The sequence below is a fragment of the Afipia sp. Root123D2 genome (assembly GCF_001425835.1).
GTDB lineage: Bacteria > Pseudomonadota > Alphaproteobacteria > Rhizobiales > Xanthobacteraceae > Afipia.
On record NZ_LMDP01000004.1, the window covers coordinates 276,890 to 295,466 of the forward strand.

Genomic DNA, 18,577 nt, shown 5'->3' on the forward strand with positions numbered 1-18,577 from the left:
CACTCAGGCGACGAAAAGGAAGGGCGGTATCTTGCATATTCTTGTTCTCGGTGCGGCCGGCATGGTCGGGCGCAAGCTGGTCGACAGACTGTTGAAAGACGGCAAACTCGGCAAGCGCGATATTTCCCGAATGACCCTGCAGGATGTCGTCGCCCCGAAGAAGCCGGACAATGCGTCGATCCCCATCGAGATCGTGACCTCGGACTTTGCCGAACAGGCCGCGACGACCAAGCTGGTTGCATCGAAACCAGATGTGATTTTTCATCTCGCCGCTATCGTCTCGGGCGAAGCCGAAGCTGAATTCGACAAAGGCTACCGGATCAATCTCGACGGCACCCGCTACCTGATCGACGCGATCCGCGCCATCGGCGGTGGCTACAAGCCGCGGCTGGTGTTCACATCGTCGATCGCGGTGTTCGGCGCGCCGTTCCCCGACAAGATCGGCGACGAGTTCTTCAACACACCGTTGACCAGTTACGGCACGCAAAAGGCAATCGGCGAATTGCTGATCTCGGATTACACCCGCAAGGGTCTGCTCGATGGCGTCAGCATCCGCTTGCCGACGATCTGCGTGCGCCCCGGCCTGCCGAACAAGGCGGCATCTGGATTTTTCTCCAACATTATCCGCGAACCGCTGGCGGGCAAGGAAGCCGTTTTGCCGGTGTCCGAGGACGTGCGGCACTGGCACGCGTCGCCGCGGTCGGCTGTCGGGTTCCTGATTCACGCCGGCACAATGGACACCGAAACCATCGGGCCGCGTCGCGCGCTCAGTATGCCGGGATTGTCGGCCACCGTCGGCGAGCAGATCGCCGCGCTGACACGGGTCGCTGGTCCTAAGGTCGCCGCGCGGATCAAGCGCGAACCGGATCCCACCATTGTCGGCATCGTCGCTGGATGGCCGCGTGATTTTGTCACCGACCGCGCGCTCAAGCTCGGCTTCACCACGGCCGAAAAGACCTTCGACGACATCATCCGCATTCATATCGAAGACGAATTGGGCGGCAATTTCGCTAACTGACGATCGCCGGTGCAGCAATGACCACGATTGCCTGTATCGGCGAATGCATGATCGAGTTGACGGAGGGCGCGAATAACGGGCTGTCGCGAGGTTATGGCGGCGATACTCTCAACACCGCGATCTATCTGTCGCGGCTGGGCGCGAAGGTGGACTATATCACCGCACTGGGTGACGATCCGTTCAGCGACGAGATGATTGCAGGCTGGCGGTCCGAAGGTGTCGGAACAGAGCGTGTGGTGCGGATCGCCGGCAAGCTGCCGGGCCTCTATGCCATTCGTACGTCGGAGGCCGGTGAGCGGTCGTTCTATTACTGGCGCGAAAGTGCTGCGGCACGGATGCTGCTAGACCTGCCTGAGACAGGCGCTCTTCTTGATGCGCTGGCAAGCTACGATCTCATCTATCTCTCGGGAATCACCCTGTCGCTCTACGGTGAAGCTGGCCGCAGCCGTCTGGTCGCCGCTCTGGCCCGCGCCCACGCGGGGAAAACCCGAGTGGCCTTCGATACCAACTTTCGCGCACGGGGCTGGCCGGTACTCGAAATCGCGAGGAACGCTTATCGAGACGTGTTGGATGTTGCCGACATCGCGCTGGCTTCCGTCGATGACCTTAGTCCGCTCTACGGCGCGCAGCCGAGCGTTGATACGATGGATCGTTTGGCGACCGGCGAGATCGTCCTGAAATTATCCGAGCCGGCCTGCATCGTCAGGGCGAGCGGAACCGACGTTCGCATCGCCGCCCGACCTGTCGCAAACGTCGTCGATACCACTGCCGCAGGCGACAGCTTCTCGGCAGCCTATCTCGCTGCGCGGCTCGAAGGGGCGGCGCCGGTTGAAGCCGCGCAGGCGGGGCATCGTCTGGCCGGCGCAGTGGTGGGTTATCGCGGCGCGATCATCCCGCGCGATGCAATGCCACTGGATATTCTTCCCGGCGAGACTCCAACGGAGCGATCGTGATGACTGGAAAGCCGATTTCACGGAAAGACGACGTCATCAACGGACTGCTGACAGCGGCGCGGGTTGTCCCGGTGCTGACGATCGAGCGCGTCGAGGATGGTGTGCCTCTGGCGCGTGCGCTGGTGGCCGGCGGCGTGCGCACGCTGGAAATCACGTTACGCACCGATGCAGCGATCGCAGCCGCACGTGCGATCATTTCAGAGGTGCCGGATGCGATTGTCGGGATCGGCACGGTTCTGACGCCTGACGATCTTGCACAGGTCAAATCGTTGGGTGGGCGCTTTGCCGTCAGTCCCGGTGCGACCCCTGAATTGCTCGATGCCGCAGCCCGAAGCGACCTGCCATTTCTACCCGGCATCGCGACGGCATCAGACCTGATGCAGGCGCAAGCGCGCGGCTTTAGTACGCTGAAATTTTTCCCTGCAGAGCAATCCGGCGGCATTGCCATGTTGCGTGCGCTGGCGGGGCCGTTTCCGAAAATCCGGCTCTGTCCGACCGGTGGCATCGGTGCGGCCAACGCAGCAACCTGGCTTTCCGAGCCGAACGTTCTCGCGGTCGGCGGGTCGTGGCTGTGCCCCGCAGCGGAGATCAGGTCCGGCAACTGGGATGCCATCACGGCGCGGTGCCGCGAGGCGATGAAAAGCCTGCCGCAAAAGCAGTCCTAGAACCCCATTGCCGCGCCGTCGCTGCGCGGATCGGTGGCGCCCTCGAACATCCCGTCGGCATGGCGGACCACCGCGCCGGCGTGGCCCATGGTCGAAGTGAAATCCGGCAGCATCTCGATCTCGTGGCCGGCGTCGCGCATCGCCTGAACGACCTTTGGATCGAACCTGCTTTCCAGCTTCAGCGTCACGGTAGCGTCGCCCCAGGTCTTGCCAAGCAGCCAGCGCGGCGCGGTGACGGCGGCCTGCAATCCCTGACCGTACATCGCATAGCGCGAGAACACCGCTGATTGGCTCTGCGGCTGGCCTTCGCCACCCATGTTGCCGTAGACCATGCGTCGGCCGTCGTCGAACAAGGCCATCGCCGGGTTGAGGGTGTGGAACGGCTTCTTGCCGGGCCGGAGTGCGCGCGGACCGTCACCATCGAGTACGAAACTCGAGCCGCGGTTCTGCCAGAGGATGCCGGAATTCTCGAGCACGCAGCCGGAGCCGAATTCGAAATAGATACTCTGGATAAAGCTGACGGCAGTGCCGTCCTTATCGATCGCGCCAAGCCAGACGGTATCGCCGGGATTGGTCGGATAGGGCCATGGCAATGCGCGCTTGCGGTCGATCCTGGCCGCCAGTTCATCAAGTTTAGCGGACTGCAAGTAGTCCTCCGCCTTCTCGATCATGTGCTCCGGATCGCCAATGATGCGGTCGCGCACCAAAAACGCTTGCTTGGTCGCCTCAACGATACTGTGCAGATAATCGAAGCTCTCACATTCCTTGACGCCGAGCCGCTCGAACAGAGCAAGGATCATAAGCGAGGCGAGGCCTTGGGTCGGCGCGGGGAAGTTATAGAGTGTTGCACCTGATGCGCGCACGCTCAAAGCTTCGCGTCGCTGCGCCTTCTGCGCAGTGAGATCGTCCAGCGTAACCGGCGAGCCGCAGCGCGCAAGATCGGCAGCTATCTCTTTCGCCATGTCACCGTGATAGAAGTCCATCGGCCCGCTCTTGCCGAGGCGGCGAAGCGTGCTGCCGAGCGCCGGCAGCTTCATCAACTGTCCCTCGCGCGGCAGCTTGCCGTCGAGCAGGAACGTCGCGACGAAACCGGGACTGTCCTTGAGTTCGGCAAACTTGGTTTCGGTCAACTCCTGCTGCGTGGCCGTCACGGCAAAGCCGTTTTCGGCCGACCACACCGCATCTTCCACAAGACGCGACAGCGGCCGTTTGCCACCGTGTTCGATGTTGATGGCGAGCACTTCCGCCCATCCGGATAACGTGCCTGCAACGGTGTTAGCGGCGAGGCGCCCACGCGATGGAATCGCGGACAATCCCTTGGCCTTGTAGAATTCCACTGTCGCGGCTTGCGCAGCGGCGCCGCAGCCATCCACTGCGATTGGCGGTTTGCCGCCTGTCGAGATTAGCCAAAAGCCGTCGCCGCCGATCGAGTTCATATGCGGATAGACCACCGGCAGGCTTGCGGCCATCGCCAGCGTGGCTTCGATCGCGTTGCCGCCCTCGCGGAGTATGCGCAGGCCGGCTTCACTGGCGAGATGGTGGGGCGAAGTGACCATGCCACGGCGGGAGCGAGGGGTATTGAGCATCGGCTAATTCCGGTTATTGCACCTGCGGGATGGCAGACGATATGAAATTTATTGAACTCTGTTTAGGCGAAATCGTGCGGGCGGCAAAACGCAAAAATGCCCGGCCGGGCCGGGCATTTCAGCACGTCAGCGAGGTAATCCGATCAGACCTTCACCATCCGTTTGCCGCGGTTCTCTCCGGCAAGAAGGCCGATTAGCGCCTGCGGCGTATTCTCGAGGCCGTTGATAATGTCCTCCTGAACTTTCAGTTGTCCGGATTTCACCCAGCGCTGCAGGTCGGCCATCGCCTGTTCGCGCTGATCTTCGAAGTCCATAACGATGAATCCTTGCATAGTAAGGCGCTTGACGACGATCAAGCCGGGAACGCCACGCGGGCCTGTCGGCGACGGTGCACCGTCATATTGTGAGATGGCGCCGCAACAGGCGATGCGGCCATGCAAATTCATCTGCGGCAGGCACGCTTCGAGGATGTCACCGCCGACATTGTCGAAATAGACATCGATGCCTTTCGGCGCTGCGGCTTTCAATGCCTTGAAAACAGGTTCGGCCTTGTAGTCGACGGCAGCGTCGAAGCCGAGTTCCGAAGTCAGCCAGTTGCACTTGTCCTTGCCGCCGGCGATGCCGACGACGCGGCATCCCTTGATCTTGGCGATCTGTCCGACGATCGATCCGACCGATCCGGCGGCAGCCGAGACCACAACCGTTTCGCCGGATTTCGGCTTGCCGACATTCAGCAGACCGAAATATGCGGTGAGGCCGGCAATGCCGAACACGCTAAGCAGATGCGTCATCGGTTCGAGATGTGGCACTTTGACCAGATACCTGCCGGGAACGGCAGCATACTCCTGCCAGCCGGTGTCGCCGAATACCAAGTCGCCCTTCGCGAGGCCGGGCGCTTTCGACGAAACCACTTCGGCGATTCCGCCGCCCGCCATCACCGTGTTGGCTTCGACCGCCGAGCGATAGGTCGCGCCGTGCATCCAGGCGCGATTGGCCGCGTCGAGCGAAATGTAGCGCACGCGCAGCAGGACCTCGCCGTCCTTCGGTTCGGGCATCTTGCCGTCCACCATTTTGAAGTTCTGCGGTGCAAGCTTGCCGGTGGGCTTTTCCACCAGCAGAATCTGGCGGTTGACGTTGTCGGTCATGGCGTCCTCCCGTTCCTTTGTTGCCCGGAGGATTGTCGAACTCCGGTTCGCGGTCAACTGGTGCGCCGTGCGGGCGAGCGCAAGAAAGCACGAATGTTTGCGAACAGGGTCGTTTCAAACAGCGGCAAAGTGGGATAATCGGGGTCATGGCCTATCGCCAGACCATCGGGCGGAATTCCTTCGTATTCGAAAGCCTGCGCGACCTGCTCGCCAAGGCCAGTCCGCCGCGCGCCGGTGACCGGCTCGCCGGCATTGCTGCCGGAACGTCCGAGGAAATGGCCGCAGCACGAATGGCGTTGGCTGATGTGCCGTTGCGTCAGTTTCTGAACGACGCCGTTATTCCTTATGAGGACGATGAGGTCACGCGTCTCATCGTCGATAGCCATGATGCGGGCGCATTCACTGCGGTCTCAACGCTGACCGTCGGCGCGTTTCGCGACTGGCTGTTATCGCCCGGCGCGACCATGGAGACGCTGCGGCAACTTGCAGGAGGGCTGACGCCCGAGATGATTGCGGCGGTATCGAAACTGATGCGCAATCAGGATTTGATTCTGGCCGCGAAGAAATGCGAGGTCGTGACGCGATTTCGCAACACCATCGGTTTACCGGGGCGAATGAGCGTACGGTTGCAGCCCAATCATCCGTTCGACGATCCAAAGGGAATTACCGCATCGATCGTCGACGGTCTCCTGCTGGGCGCGGGAGATGCCTGTATCGGGATCAACCCGGCCAGTGACGATCCGGCGGGGATCGGCGAATTGCTGCATCTTCTTGATAATATCATCACGCGGCTGCGGATGCCGGCGCAAGGTTGTGTGCTGACCCACGTGACGACGACGCTCGATCTCATCAACAAGGGCCTGCCGGTCGATCTGGTGTTTCAGTCGATTGCGGGCACTGAGGCGGCCAATCGTAGTTTCGGTATCAACCTTGCTGTTCTGAAAGAGGCCCATCAGGCGGGGTTGTCGTTGCGGCGCGGCACCGTCGGCAACAATGTGATGTATTTCGAGACCGGGCAGGGGTCCGCGCTGTCCGCCGGCGCACATCATGGCGTCGACCAGCAGACCTGCGAAGCGCGCGCCTACGGCGTGGCCCGCGCGTTCGATCCGTTGCTGGTCAACAGTGTGGTTGGTTTTATCGGCCCGGAGTATCTTTATGACGGCAAGGAGATCATCCGCGCCGGGCTCGAGGATCATTTCTGCGGCAAGTTGCTTGGCCTGCCGATCGGTGTCGACGTCTGTTACACCAATCATGCCGAGGCCGATCAGGATGACATGGACAATTTACTGACGCTGCTCGCGGCGGCTGGCGTCACCTTCATCATGGGCGTCCCCGGTGCCGATGATGTGATGCTCAACTATCAGTCCACGTCGTTTCATGACGCGCTGTATGTCCGGGAACTCTTCGGCTTGCGCCGCGCGCCTGAATTCGAGGACTGGCTGATTCATGCTGGCCTCGCGGAGCCGGATTTGTCTCTCCGGCGGAACGATGTCCCCCTTCCAGAGTTGCTTTCAAGACTTAATCTCGAATTGCCGCCATAGCCGACGAACGTCGGGCGGTATGTGGGCGATCTCGCCCTATTCTGACCGAAATCATGGCCCGATCTATGTATCTGCGTGGTTCGGAAGCAGGGGGGCTGATGAGAGAAGATATTCGTCTTGCATCACGGCGTGTTCTTTGCGTTTTCCCGAAATACTCGCCTTCGTTTGGTACTTTCGAATATGCCTATCCGCTGACTAACGGCGTACAGGCGTTCATGCCGCCGCAGGGATTGCTGCTGATCGCGGCCTCGCTTCCACAAAACTGGGATGTTCGCTTTATCGACGAGAATATTGCTCCGGCCTCGCCCGACGATTTTCGTTGGGCCGATGCGGTGTTCGTCAGCGGCATGCATATCCAGCGCCGGCAGATGAACGATATCTGCAGGCGTGCGCATGAGCACGACCTGCCGGTTGCGCTTGGCGGCCCTTCCGTCAGCGCATGTCCTGAAAATTATCCCGATTTCGACTATCTGCACGTTGGCGAACTGGGCGACGCGACTGACGATCTGTTTCGGCGCATCGCGAACGATCCGTCCCGACCGGAGAGCCAGATCGTCCTCACAACGCAGGAGCGTCGTGAGATGTCGGAGTTTCCACTGCCGGCCTATGAGCTGATCCCGCTGCGCAAGTATTTCCTCGGTAGTATCCAGTTCTCAAGCGGCTGTCCCTATCAGTGCGAGTTCTGCGATATCCCCGCGCTGTACGGCCGCAATCCGCGCCTGAAAACGCCGGAGCAGGTTCTTGCGGAACTGGACAAGATGGTCGCCTGCGGTCTGTCAGGATCAGTGTATTTTGTTGACGATAATTTCATTGGAAACCGCCGCGCAGCGCTCGAGTTGCTGCCGCACCTGGTCGAGTGGCAAAAGCGAAACGGCTTCGCGCTGCATTTCGCATGCGAGGCGACCCTGAACATCGCCAAGCGTCCCGAAATCCTGACGCTGATGCGCGATGCCTATTTTACGACGGTGTTCTGCGGCATCGAGACGCCGGATCCCGCGGCTCTCAAGGCGATGTCGAAACAGCACAATATGGTGGTGCCGATTCTCGAGGGCGTGCGGACGCTCAACAGCTATGGCCTTGAGGTGGTGTCGGGCATCATCCTGGGTCTTGATACCGACACCATGGATTCGGGGGAGGGCATTCTCGAATTCATCGATCAATCGCAGATCCCGTTGTTGACCATCAACCTGCTTCAGGCGTTGCCGCGCACGCCGTTGTGGGATCGGCTGAAACGCGAGAACAGGCTGAACGAGGACGAAGATCGCGATTCGAATGTCGAATTCTTCCTGCCTTACGATCACGTCGTGGCGACGTGGCGCGAGTGTATGGGGCGTGCCTATACGCCGGAGAAGCTGTTCGCTCGCTTCGAGCATCAGGTTCGAGAAACCTATTGCAACCGCATAGCGGTCCCGAACAGCAAGCAGCGGTTGTCCTGGTACAATATCAAGCGTGCGCTGGTGATGTTCAGCCATATCGTCTGGCAGGTTGGCGTCAAAAGCGATTACCGGCGCGAGTTCTGGCGGTTCGCTTGGCCTCGGCTGAAGAGCGGCGATATCGAGCGCATCCTCCAGGTTGGCCTTGTCGCGCATCATTTGATATTGTTTGCACGTGGTGCCTCGGGCGGTCAGCAGACTGCGTCGTACTATTCGGCACGCGTGCCTGAAATGTCGGTTGCAGCGGAATGATGCGGCATGAAATCGCCTGCGATTACTTCCTCGCGTGATCTTCGTTATCTGACGCCGGCCCGTGTCGGACTTGGCCGCAGCGGCGCCAGTTTGCCGACGCAAGCACTGCTTGATTTTACCCTCGATCATGCCCGAGCCCGTGATGCGGTACATACGCCGTTCGATGCGGCTCGGATGGTTCGTGACCTGGAGAGCGCAGGTCTTGCGGTGGTGGCCGTCGCAAGCGAGTCGGAGGACCGGCGGACCTACTTGCGACGCCCCGATTTGGGGCGAAAACTTTGTGCCGAGTCAGTGGGTTTTCTCGATAAGCACGCCGCCGATTCATGCGATCTGGCGATTGTGTTGGGTGACGGCCTGTCCGCGGCGGCCGTTCACCGCCATGCAGGGCCGGTGGTCCGCAACCTCCTTGCAAGACTTGCGGGGCTCAGGATCGGCCTGGCCGTGGTCGCGACCGGCGCGCGGGTGGCGCTCAGTGATGACATCGGCTCACGGCTGAACGCACGAATGATCGCCATGTTCATTGGCGAGAGGCCGGGATTGTCCGCACCCGATAGCCTTGGATGTTATATCACCCATCGCCCCAGCCCGGGCCTGACCGATGCCGACCGCAACTGTGTGTCGAACATCCACGCCGCGGGTCTGAGCTACGACGAGGCCGGATTCAGGATCGCCTGGCTGGTCCGGGAAGGGCTGGCACGCGGTGTGTCGGGCGTCGCCCTGAAGGACGAGAGCGGCCAACAGCCGATGCTGCTTATCCGCGATTCCGGCCCAGTCTGAACAGGCAGTTTGATGCTGGCGGACGGCGCTTTTCGTCGTCTTGCAACCGGTCGGGGACTGTGGAATGAGCAAGCCGACCTGCTAAACTGCATGGTCCGCTTCCGGCCGTCCCCGGTATCAATTCTCGCCTTTTGTCATGACCCTTGCTCTTGCCCTTCTCGCTCTTGCGATCTGGATTTATCTTGTTGCCGGACACGGCGACTTCTGGCGCACCTTCAAATACGACGATCTGGCATCGCAGCCGGCGGCGCCAGTATGGCCACCTATCGTTGCGGTGGTACCGGCGCGTGACGAGGCAGCCAGCATTGGCGATTGCATCACCTCGATCCTGCAGCAGCCATATCCTGGCGAGCTTTCCGTAATCCTTGTCGACGACCAGAGTAGGGATGGCACCGGCCAACTCGCGCGAGACGCCGCATCCGCGATCGGCGCGGTGGATCGTCTGACCGTCGTCGACGGGCGTGATTTGCCGCCGGGCTGGACCGGCAAGTTGTGGGCGGTGAAGAACGGACTCGATCTTGTCGAAAGCCGTGCGTCGCAACCGACCTATATCCTGCTGACTGATGCCGACATCGTTTATTCGGGAGATGTCATCATGCGGCTGGTGGCGCGCGCGCAGGAGCGGCGGCTGGTGATGGTCTCGATCATGGCGAAGCTGCGCTGCGAAAGTTTCGCCGAACGCTTTCTGATCCCGTCCTTCATTTTTTTCTTCGGAATGTTCTATCCGTTCTCTTGGGTTGGCGACGGCGCGCGGCGGACCGCTGCCGCGGCAGGCGGTTGCATTCTGGCGCGGTGGGATGCGTTGCAGGCGATCGGCGGAATCCAGTCGATCCGCGGAGCGCTGATCGACGATTGCGCGCTTGGTGCCAAGCTGAAGACGCAAGGGCCGATCTGGCTCGGGTTTTCCCCGCACGTCAGGAGTGTTCGTCCTTCCGAAGACGTTGCCACCGTCGGGCGCATGATTTCGCGAACCGCCTTTGCCCAGTTGCGCTACTCGATCCTGATCGTGATCGGAACCGTCCTGATTATGGCGCTGGCTTTTCCGGCTCCGGTGGCGATCGCGCTGTTTGGTCACGGCTGGAGCCGTGTTCTTGCCGGCCTTTCGTGGCTATTGATGGCACTCGCCTTCCAGCCGACCCTGCGGTATTATGGCCGAAGCCCGATTTGGGGCTTATTTCTCCCTGCAATTGCAATGGCTTATATGGTGTTCACGATCAACTCCGCATATCAGCATGTCCGCGGCCGTGGCGGATTGTGGAAGGGCCGGGCACAAGCTCAGGTGTCGCGCACGCAATGACCACCGCAGGTGAGTTGCGCTCCGGCAAGGGCCACAAGGACGAGAATTTCCCGGTTGCGTCGCGGATCATTCACCCGCGCCACCGCGCGCTGATTCTTGCCTTCTATAATTTCGTACGCACCGCGGATGACATCGCCGATCATGCGTCGCTCACGGACCAGGACAAGCTCGGCCAACTCGATCACCTCGAAGCCGATTTGACCGGGAACGGTGGCGGCCAGCCGGAAGCGCTTGCGCTGCGCACGGCGCTGGCGGAGCGCGGGATGTCGCCGCGTCACGCGCTCGATGTGCTTATTGCGTTCCGCCTCGACGTCACCAAGAAGCGCTATCAGAATTGGGATGAACTGATCGACTACTGCAGATATTCGGCAATGCCGGTCGGCCGCTTCATGCTCGATGTTCATGAGGAAGACCGCGCGACCTGGGCTGCGTCGGATATTCTGTGTGCCGCGCTGCAGATCAACAATCACCTGCAGGACTGCGGCAAGGATTATCGCGATCTGAACCGCGTCTATATTCCGCTCGACGCCATGGCGGAGTCCGGCGCGTCGATCGAGTCGCTCGGCGGCGCGGAAGCTTCGGCCCCGTTGCTGGATTGTCTGCACAAACTTGCCGCGCGGAATGAGACACTGCTTGAACAATGCAAGTCGTTCAGCGGGCACGTGAAGGACGCACGTCTCGGTGCGGAGATTTCCGTCATCCAGTCCTTCGCCGAAAAGATCGTCCGGCTTCTGAAAGTGCGCGATCCGTTGAGCGAGCGTGTCCATCTGTCGAAATCCGCGATGCTCGGCCTGGCCGCCTTTGGCGTCGGCGGGGAAATCTTGCGCCGCACCACCGGGCAGAAGCCGGTGTCGCGCATGTCAACCGGCGCGTGATCGTCCCATGACCTCAGCCGATACAACGCCGGCCGGCTCGGCCTCTGGCAGTTCGTTCTACGCGGCGATGCGGATATTGCCGCGTGCGCAGCGCGAGGCGATGTTCCAGATCTACAGCTTCTGCCGTCAGGTCGACGACATCGCCGACTCCGACGGTCCGCGCGAGACCCGTCTCGCCGAGATCGATCAATGGCGGCGCGACATCGACGCGCTGTACGCAGGCCATCCGCCCGCCCGGGTCAAAGACTATGCAGCGTCAGTGCAGCAGTTCGGCCTGAAGCGTGAGGACTTCATTGCAATCATCGACGGTATGGAAATGGATATTCCAGCCGACATCCGCGCGCCAGACGGGATAACTCTCGATCTGTATTGCGACCGCGTCGCCAGCGCGGTGGGGCGGCTGTCGGTGCGCGTGTTCGGCTTGCCGGAAAACGACGGGATCCTGCTGGCGCATCATCTCGGCCGTGCCCTGCAGTTGACCAACATCCTGCGTGACATCGACGAGGATGCCGGAATCGGACGTCTTTATCTGCCGCGCGAAGCGCTCGACGCTGCCGGCATTTCATCAAGCGATCCCAAAGTCGTGGCGGCGGATTCGAATATTCCGAGGGCTTGCGCGCCGCTGATCGCGCGGGCGCGCGACCATTTCGCGAAATCCGATGAGATCATGGCTCGCAATTCCCGCCGTGCGGTGCGCGCGCCCCGGATCATGTCGAAATATTATCATACGATCCTCGACAAACTGGTGGCGCGCGGGTTCGCGCCGCCGCGCCACCCTGTCAAACTAAGCAAGGCCGCCAAGATGTCGATCCTCCTGCGATACGCCGTGATCTGATGCCGAAAACAGCTCACATTATCGGCGCTGGTCTCTCTGGCCTGTCAGCAGCGGTTCGTCTCGCCAGCAATGGTTGGCAAATTCACGTCCATGAGGCGACGCAGAACGCCGGTGGCCGCTGCCGCTCGTATTTCGATTCCGCGACCGATCTGACGATCGATAACGGCAATCATCTCGTGCTGTCGGGTAATCGCCATGCGCTGGCTTATGCGCGATCGATCGGCAGCGAAGCCGGACTGGTCGGACCGGAGCGCGCGCAGTTTCATTTCATCGATCTGGAGAACGGCAAGTCCTGGCTGCTCGATCTCGGACAAAGCCGCTTTCCGTTCTGGCTGTTCGATGCGAGCCGCCGCGTGCCGGATACATCGATCGGGGACTATCTCGCGTTGTCGCCGCTGGTGTGGGCCGGCACGGACAAGCTGATTGGCGATACGATCAAATGTGATGGTGCTTTGTATCATCGCCTGATCGAGCCGCTGATGCTGGCAGCGCTCAACGTCGATCCGCCGCACGGCTCTGCCGGCCTTGCGGGCGCGATTGTCCGGGAGACGTTGATGGCCGGCGGACAGGCCTGTCGGCCGCTGATTGCGCGCGAGGGTCTGAGCGCGGTGCTGGTCGAGCCAGCCGTTGAACAGCTGCGCGCAAGAGGTGCGACGGTGAATTTCTCCCATGAGCTGCGGCACTTCGAGATGACGGGCGGCAAAATCGCCGCGCTTGATTTCGGTGACGATAAGATCGTGCTCGGCGAGGGCGATGCGGTAGTGCTGGCCGTGCCGGCGCGGCCGGCTGCCGGTCTTGTTCCTGGCCTCAGCAGCCCGAACAAGTTCCGCGCCATCGTCAACGCTCACTTCCGCTACGACCCGCCGAAAGGCATGCCGCCGATGATAGGTGTGGTAGGCGGGCTGGTCGAATGGCTGTTCGCGTTCCCGCAGCGGCTGTCAGTGACCATCAGCGATGCCGACCGTCTGGTGAACATGCCCCGCGAGGAACTCGCCCGGATGATCTGGCGCGATGTCTGCAAGGCTGCGGGTATCAGCAGCGAGATCGCGGAAGGCCCGTTGCCGCCGTGGCAGATCGTGCGCGAACGCCGCGCCACATTTGAGGCGACGCCGGAACAAAACGCGCTGCGTCCAGGCCCGGCGACAGCGTGGAAAAACCTGTTCCTCGCCGGCGACTGGACTGATACGGGATTGCCGGCAACCATCGAAGGATCGATCCGCTCCGGCGACCGTGCCGCCGATCTGGTCCTGAAAATGCCTTGATTCCATTGGCTTTGAGGTACCCCGACCATCATGATCATCGACCAATCCACCGCCAGTGCTCCCGCAGCCGAGACTCTTGAAAAGAGTATTTCCTCGGCCAGCCGTGCCTTGCGTGATTTCCGGAAGGGCGATGGTCACTGGGTGTTCGAGCTGGAAGCCGACGCGACGATCCCGGCCGAATACGTTCTGCTCCGTCACTATCTTGCCGAGCCGGTCGATGCCGTACTCGAGGCCAAGATCGCAATGTATCTGCGCCGCATTCAGAACGACAATGGCGGCTGGTCGCTGTTTTACGGCCACGAGTTCGACATGAGCGCCAGCGTCAAGGCATACTTTGCGCTGAAGATGATCGGCGATTCCGTCGATGCTCCGCACATGGTGAAGGCGCGCGAGACGATACTGGCGCGCGGCGGCGCAGCCAAGAGCAACGTGTTCACGCGCATCATGATGGCGCTGTTCGGCGTGCTGACATGGCGCGCGGTGCCGATGATGCCGGTGGAGATCATGCTGCTGCCGCGCTGGTTTCCGTTCCACCTCACCAAGATTTCGTACTGGGCGCGGGTCGTGATCGTGCCGCTGCTGGTGCTGATGACGTTCAAGCCGCGTGCGCGCAATCCGCTCGGCGTCGGCATCGACGAGCTGTTTCACGAGGATCCCAAAACCGTAGGCCCGACGCCGAAGGCGCCGCACCAGAGCCAGCTCTGGTTCACCGGCTTCAACATCCTCGACAGGGTTTTGCGCGTCGTCGATCCGCTTTTCCCGAAAAAAACGCGCGAACGCTCCGTCCAGAAGGCGGTGGCGTTCGTCACCGAACGGCTCAATGGAGTCGACGGACTCGGCGCGATTTTCCCGGCGATGGCCAACAGCGTGATGATGTTCGATCTGCTCGGCTATCCGAAGGATCATCCGCATTACATGCTGGCGCGGGCGTCCGTCGAGAAGCTTCTCGTCATCAAGGACGATGAAGCCTATTGCCAGCCTTGCGTCTCGCCGGTGTGGGACACTGCGCTGACCGCGCATGCAATGATCGAGTCAGGCAGTGAAACTGAGGTTGCCTCGGCAAAGGATGCGCTCGAATGGCTCGCGCCGCTGCAGGTCCTCGATGTCGAGGGTGACTGGATCGAGAAGCGGCCCGGTGTGCGGCCTGGCGGCTGGGCGTTCCAGTACAACAACGCTCACTATCCCGATCTCGACGACACGGCCGTCGTTGTCATGGCGATGGATCGTGCGCGCGGACTTGGCGTCGGCACCAAATATGACGAGGCGATCGCGCGCGGGCGAGAATGGATTCTCGGCCTGCAGAGCGTCGATGGCGGCTGGGCTGCGTTCGATGCCGACAATCTCGAGTACTACCTGAACAACATTCCGTTCTCGGATCACGGCGCGCTGCTCGACCCGCCGACCGACGACGTGACGGCGCGCTGCGTGTCGATGCTGGCGCAACTCGGCGACACCGTGGACAACAGCCCGGCGCTGGCGCGGGGCATCGACTATCTGCGCCGCACGCAACTGGCTGATGGTTCCTGGTTCGGCCGCTGGGGCGTCAACTACATTTACGGCACGTGGTCGGTGCTGTGCGCGCTGAACGCCGCGGGGGTTCCCCACGATGACCCGGCGGTCCGTAAGGCAGTCGATTGGCTGGCTGCGATCCAGAACGCCGACGGCGGCTGGGGCGAGGACGGCAATAGTTACAAGTTGAACTATCAAGGCTATCAGCGGTCGGAGACCACGGCGTCACAGACGGCCTGGGCCACGCTCGCCCTAATGGCGGCCGGGCAGGTCGACCACCCCGCAACACAGCGGGGAATCAGGTATTTAGTGGACTCGCAGGGAGATAACGGTCTGTGGCATGAGCGCCATTACACCGGCGGGGGTTTCCCGCGCGTGTTCTATCTGCGATATCACGGCTATTCCAAGTTCTTCCCGCTGTGGGCACTGGCGCGCTATCGGAATTTGCGCAAGACAAACAGCAAGTTCGTAGGGGTCGGAATGTGATTATCGGAGCCGGCGGGGACGCCGCCCACGACGGATTGCCGGTTCTGATCGTGACCGGCTTGAAGCAGGAAGCGCAGATCGCCGCGGGCCCCGGCCTGACGGTCGTTTGCAGCAGCAGCAATCCCATCCAGTTGCGCGAGCTGATGACCACGTTCGATCCATCGAGCGTGCGCGGCATCGTCTCTTTTGGCGTGGCGGGAGGTCTCGACCCGGCGCTGCGGTCGGGTGACATCATGATCGCGACGGAAGTGGTGGCCGCTGAAGAGCGCTGGCTGACCGTTGCCGGTCTCAGCGACAAGCTGGTGGCGGTGCCGCAGCTGGGACGGCACCGGATCGTGTCGGGTGTTCTGGCAGGCGTCGAGGAAGTCGTCCTCGGTCAGGTCGGGAAGGCTGCGCTGCGCGCCACGACCGGGGCTGCGGCGGTTGATATGGAAAGCCATATCGCCGCGCGCTACGCCGCCCGGCATGATCTGCCGTTTGCGGCTGTCCGCGTCATCAGTGATCCAGCACACCGCGCGTTGCCTGAACTTGCCGCCGCCGCACTGAAGCCTGACGGCAATATCGATCTCTGGAAGGTGATGCGCGGCATCGCGCGCAAGCCGTCAGACATCCGCGCGCTGGTCTCCAGCGGTCGCGATTTCAACCGCGCCTTGCGTAGTCTGCGCGGCGTTCGCGGTCTGCTGGACGGTAGCGGCGAGTTCGCCCCAGCTGACGCCTGAGCGCCGTCCTCTCCATCAGCATTGCAATAAAAAATGCGCGACCGAGGTCGCGCCTTTTTGTTTTGAATGGTGGACGATCAGGCGGCCGTGGTGGCGCTCTGAGCGTTGGCCTTTGTCGCAGCCTTGGCAGCCTTCTCGCGCGCTTCATCGGAGCGGATCTCCGACAGCCGCTTCTGCACTTCGGACGAAAACACGTACTGCGCCGGGCGCTGCTTTGTCAGGTCGATCTCCGGTGCCATCGGGCCGGAGGTCTTGATGCCGCGCATCGCGACCCACAGCGCCTTGAACGGGTTGCTGATCGCTGCATTCGCTGCCGTAGGCTCATAGCCGCAATGGGCCATACAGTCGGCGCACTTCTCGTACTTGCCGGTGCCGTAGGTGTCCCAATCGGTGGTTTCCATCAGCTCCTTGAAGGTCTTGGTGTAGCCTTCGCCGAGCAGATAGCAGGGCTTCTGCCAGCCAAAGATATTGCGCGCGGGCATGCCCCACGGCTCGCAGTGGAAATTCTGGTTGCCGGCGAGGAAGTCGAGGAACAGCCCGGAGTGCATGAAATTCCACTTCTTGCCCTTGCCGAGCTCGAACACCTTGCGGAACAGCTCCTTCGTCTTGCGACGGTTGAGGAAGTGCTCCTGGTCGGGCGCGCGCTCATAGGCATAACCCGGCGACATCGAGACGCCCACGCCAAGCTCATTGGTGAAGTCGAGGAATTTCGCGATCTCTTCGGCCGGATGGCCGTCGAAAATGGTCGCGTTGACGTTGACGGTGAAACCACGTGCCTTCGCAGCCTTGATCGCGGAGACGGCGCGATCGAACACGCCGACCTGCGACACGGCCTTGTCGTGATGATCCTTCAACCCATCGAGATGGATCGAGAAGAACAGGTAGGGCGACGGCTCGAACAGATCGAGCTTCTTTTCCAGCAGCAGCGCGTTGGTGCACAGCGAGACGAACTTCTTGCGCGCCACGAGGCCACGCACGATCTCGCCGATCTCCTTGTGGATCAGCGGCTCGCCGCCCGGGATCGCGACCATCGGTGCGCCGCATTCCTCGGCGGCATCCCAGCATTCCTGCGCCGACATGCGGCGGTTCAGGATCGCGTCCGGATAATCGATCTTGCCGCAGCCGACGCAAGCGAGGTTGCAGCGGAAAAGCGGCTCGAGCATCAGCACCAGCGGATACCGTTTCCGGCCGAGCAGCTTCTGCTTCACCAGGTAGGAGCCGATCTTGATTTCTTTGAAAAATGGTATGGCCATGAACGAGCGACTTTCTGGATCAAAGGTGTAACGCGGGTCTGACCGATGTCAGCTCCGCTGGCAGCCTGAATTCGATATTCTCCTCGCGGCCGGGCAGCACCGATACGGTGACCGGCCCGATTCGACGCAAAGCGTCAATGACATCGTCGACAAGTACTTCCGGCGCGGACGCGCCCGCGGTGATGCCAACCGTTTTCGCGCCCTTCAACCATTCGGGATTGAGCTGGCTGCCATCAGCGATGAGGTAGCTGGCAACGCCCACTTCGGTGCCGATTTCCCGCAGCCGGTTGGAGTTCGAGCTGTTGGTCGCTCCAACCACGAGGATGACATCGACGAGCTTGGAGAGGTCTCGTACCGAAGACTGGCGATTTTGTGTCGCGTAGCAGATATCGCGGGTATCCGGGCCCTCAATATCCGGAAAACGGTCCTCAAGGGCGGCGATTATGTCCCTGGTATCGTCGACGCTCAGGGTGGTCTGGGTGATGTAGGCCATCGGGGCGTCGGTCGGGAAATCGAGCGCGGCCACATCCTCGACGCTCTGCACCAGCACGACAGGGCCGGGCACCTGTCCCATAGTACCTACGACTTCAGGATGGCCCTCGTGGCCGATCAGAACCAGCGTCCGCCCCTTGGAGACGTAGCGCTTGCCCTGATTGTGAACCTTGGTGACCAGCGGGCAGGTTGCGTTCAGGACCGGCAGGCCGCGCTTGGCCGCTTCTTCCTCGACGCTGCGCGCAACGCCGTGGGCGCTGAAGACCGTAATGGCCTTGGCCGGCACCTCGTGCAGGTCCTCGACGAAAACCGCGCCCTTGGCCTTGAGGCTTTCGACCACGTACTTGTTGTGCACGATCTCGTGACGCACATAGACCGGCGGACCATACTTCTCCAGTGCGCGCTCTACGATCTCGATGGCGCGCACGACGCCCGCGCAAAAGCCTCTCGGCTGCGCGAGCAGGATTTTCATGGGTGTC

General features: G+C 61.6%; 16 protein-coding genes. 12 read left to right on the top strand and 4 right to left on the bottom strand.

The genetic code is table 11. From position 1 onward, the window contains the following. The first annotated feature begins 31 nt into the window (after positions 1-31). Genes denD through eda form a run of 3 tightly spaced genes read left to right on the top strand, consistent with a single transcriptional unit; the run spans position 32 to position 2,636 of the window. A complete protein-coding gene (gene denD, locus ASC80_RS20890; protein WP_056301543.1) occupies positions 32-1,018 on the top strand; it encodes a D-erythronate dehydrogenase in 987 nt (328 codons plus the stop codon). 17 nt (positions 1,019-1,035) lie between these two features. Then, positions 1,036-1,971 carry a sugar kinase gene (locus tag ASC80_RS20895; RefSeq protein WP_056301544.1) on the top strand — a complete coding sequence of 312 codons (936 nt, stop codon included), beginning with the start codon at positions 1,036-1,038 and terminating at the stop codon, positions 1,969-1,971. Beyond that, positions 1,971-2,636: a bifunctional 4-hydroxy-2-oxoglutarate aldolase/2-dehydro-3-deoxy-phosphogluconate aldolase gene (gene eda, locus ASC80_RS20900; RefSeq protein WP_056301545.1), complete on the top strand. Its 666-nt coding sequence runs from the start codon at positions 1,971-1,973 to the stop codon at positions 2,634-2,636. The genes ASC80_RS20895 and eda overlap by 1 nt, the downstream gene beginning before the upstream one ends. Here eda and ASC80_RS20905 read toward each other — a convergent pair. After that, the gene (locus ASC80_RS20905) at positions 2,633-4,222 is read right to left on the bottom strand and encodes a gamma-glutamyltransferase family protein (RefSeq protein ID WP_056301547.1); all 1,590 of its coding nucleotides are present in this window, start codon (positions 4,220-4,222) and stop codon (positions 2,633-2,635) included. The two genes, eda and ASC80_RS20905, sit on opposite strands and share 4 nt — an antisense overlap. 143 nt (positions 4,223-4,365) lie before the next feature. After that, positions 4,366-5,367 carry an NADP-dependent oxidoreductase gene (locus tag ASC80_RS20910; protein ID WP_056301549.1) on the bottom strand — a complete coding sequence of 334 codons (1,002 nt, stop codon included), beginning with the start codon at positions 5,365-5,367 and terminating at the stop codon, positions 4,366-4,368. Positions 5,368-5,513: 146 nt separating this feature from the next. Here ASC80_RS20910 and ASC80_RS20915 point away from each other — a divergent pair, with 146 nt between their 5' ends. The 9 genes from ASC80_RS20915 to ASC80_RS20955 all read left to right on the top strand — a co-directional run bounded on the left by ASC80_RS20915 (position 5,514) and on the right by ASC80_RS20955 (position 16,353). After that, a complete protein-coding gene (locus ASC80_RS20915) occupies positions 5,514-6,908 on the top strand; it encodes an ethanolamine ammonia-lyase subunit EutB (RefSeq protein WP_056301551.1) in 1,395 nt (464 codons plus the stop codon). 98 nt (positions 6,909-7,006) lie between these two features. Further along, on the top strand, positions 7,007-8,593 hold the full coding sequence (locus tag ASC80_RS20920) for a B12-binding domain-containing radical SAM protein (RefSeq protein ID WP_056301817.1): 1,587 nt from the start codon (positions 7,007-7,009) through the stop codon (positions 8,591-8,593). A gap of 6 nt (positions 8,594-8,599) precedes the next feature. Then, a complete protein-coding gene (gene eutC, locus ASC80_RS20925) occupies positions 8,600-9,370 on the top strand; it encodes an ethanolamine ammonia-lyase subunit EutC (protein ID WP_056301553.1) in 771 nt (256 codons plus the stop codon). Positions 9,371-9,506: 136 nt separating this feature from the next. Continuing rightward, positions 9,507-10,667: a glycosyltransferase gene (locus ASC80_RS20930; protein ID WP_056301555.1), complete on the top strand. Its 1,161-nt coding sequence runs from the start codon at positions 9,507-9,509 to the stop codon at positions 10,665-10,667. After that, a complete protein-coding gene (gene hpnC, locus ASC80_RS20935; protein ID WP_056301557.1) occupies positions 10,664-11,542 on the top strand; it encodes a squalene synthase HpnC in 879 nt (292 codons plus the stop codon). Before ASC80_RS20930 ends, hpnC begins: the two co-directional genes overlap by 4 nt. 7 nt (positions 11,543-11,549) lie before the next feature. After that, entirely contained in the window at positions 11,550-12,377 is an 828-nt protein-coding gene (hpnD, locus tag ASC80_RS20940) for a presqualene diphosphate synthase HpnD (protein WP_056301559.1), read from the top strand. Beyond that, positions 12,377-13,639 (top strand): hydroxysqualene dehydroxylase HpnE, encoded by a 1,263-nt coding sequence (gene hpnE / locus ASC80_RS20945; RefSeq protein WP_056301561.1) that lies wholly within the window; start codon positions 12,377-12,379, stop codon positions 13,637-13,639. Before hpnD ends, hpnE begins: the two co-directional genes overlap by 1 nt. Positions 13,640-13,669: 30 nt before the next feature. Then, a complete protein-coding gene (shc, locus tag ASC80_RS20950) occupies positions 13,670-15,634 on the top strand; it encodes a squalene--hopene cyclase (RefSeq protein ID WP_056301563.1) in 1,965 nt (654 codons plus the stop codon). Continuing rightward, positions 15,631-16,353 (top strand): phosphorylase, encoded by a 723-nt coding sequence (locus ASC80_RS20955; RefSeq protein WP_056301565.1) that lies wholly within the window; start codon positions 15,631-15,633, stop codon positions 16,351-16,353. The genes shc and ASC80_RS20955 overlap by 4 nt, the downstream gene beginning before the upstream one ends. 77 nt (positions 16,354-16,430) lie before the next feature. On the opposite strand, the gene hpnH is transcribed toward ASC80_RS20955, so the two are convergent. Then, positions 16,431-17,606: an adenosyl-hopene transferase HpnH gene (hpnH, locus tag ASC80_RS20960; protein ID WP_056301567.1), complete on the bottom strand. Its 1,176-nt coding sequence runs from the start codon at positions 17,604-17,606 to the stop codon at positions 16,431-16,433. Between the two features lie 19 nt (positions 17,607-17,625). After that, positions 17,626-18,570 carry a 4-hydroxy-3-methylbut-2-enyl diphosphate reductase gene (ispH, locus tag ASC80_RS20965; protein WP_200941223.1) on the bottom strand — a complete coding sequence of 315 codons (945 nt, stop codon included), beginning with the start codon at positions 18,568-18,570 and terminating at the stop codon, positions 17,626-17,628. Between the last annotated feature and the right edge of the window lie 7 nt (positions 18,571-18,577).

Bases quoted from the DNA above. Each gene is read 5' to 3' on its own strand.
- ASC80_RS20895 (WP_056301544.1), top strand. From the start codon at position 1,036: ATGACCACGATTGCCTGTATCGGCGAATGCATGATCGAGTTGACGGAG.
- eda (WP_056301545.1), top strand. From the start codon at position 1,971: ATGACTGGAAAGCCGATTTCACGGAAAGACGACGTCATCAACGGACTG.
- ASC80_RS20905 (WP_056301547.1), bottom strand. From the start codon at position 4,222: ATGCTCAATACCCCTCGCTCCCGCCGTGGCATGGTCACTTCGCCCCAC.
- ASC80_RS20910 (WP_056301549.1), bottom strand. From the start codon at position 5,367: ATGACCGACAACGTCAACCGCCAGATTCTGCTGGTGGAAAAGCCCACC.
- ASC80_RS20915 (WP_056301551.1), top strand. From the start codon at position 5,514: ATGGCCTATCGCCAGACCATCGGGCGGAATTCCTTCGTATTCGAAAGC.
- ASC80_RS20920 (WP_056301817.1), top strand. From the start codon at position 7,007: ATGAGAGAAGATATTCGTCTTGCATCACGGCGTGTTCTTTGCGTTTTC.
- eutC (WP_056301553.1), top strand. From the start codon at position 8,600: ATGAAATCGCCTGCGATTACTTCCTCGCGTGATCTTCGTTATCTGACG.
- ASC80_RS20930 (WP_056301555.1), top strand. From the start codon at position 9,507: ATGACCCTTGCTCTTGCCCTTCTCGCTCTTGCGATCTGGATTTATCTT.
- hpnC (WP_056301557.1), top strand. From the start codon at position 10,664: ATGACCACCGCAGGTGAGTTGCGCTCCGGCAAGGGCCACAAGGACGAG.
- hpnD (WP_056301559.1), top strand. From the start codon at position 11,550: ATGACCTCAGCCGATACAACGCCGGCCGGCTCGGCCTCTGGCAGTTCG.
- hpnE (WP_056301561.1), top strand. From the start codon at position 12,377: ATGCCGAAAACAGCTCACATTATCGGCGCTGGTCTCTCTGGCCTGTCA.
- shc (WP_056301563.1), top strand. From the start codon at position 13,670: ATGATCATCGACCAATCCACCGCCAGTGCTCCCGCAGCCGAGACTCTT.
- hpnH (WP_056301567.1), bottom strand. From the start codon at position 17,606: ATGGCCATACCATTTTTCAAAGAAATCAAGATCGGCTCCTACCTGGTG.
- ispH (WP_200941223.1), bottom strand. From the start codon at position 18,570: ATGAAAATCCTGCTCGCGCAGCCGAGAGGCTTTTGCGCGGGCGTCGTG.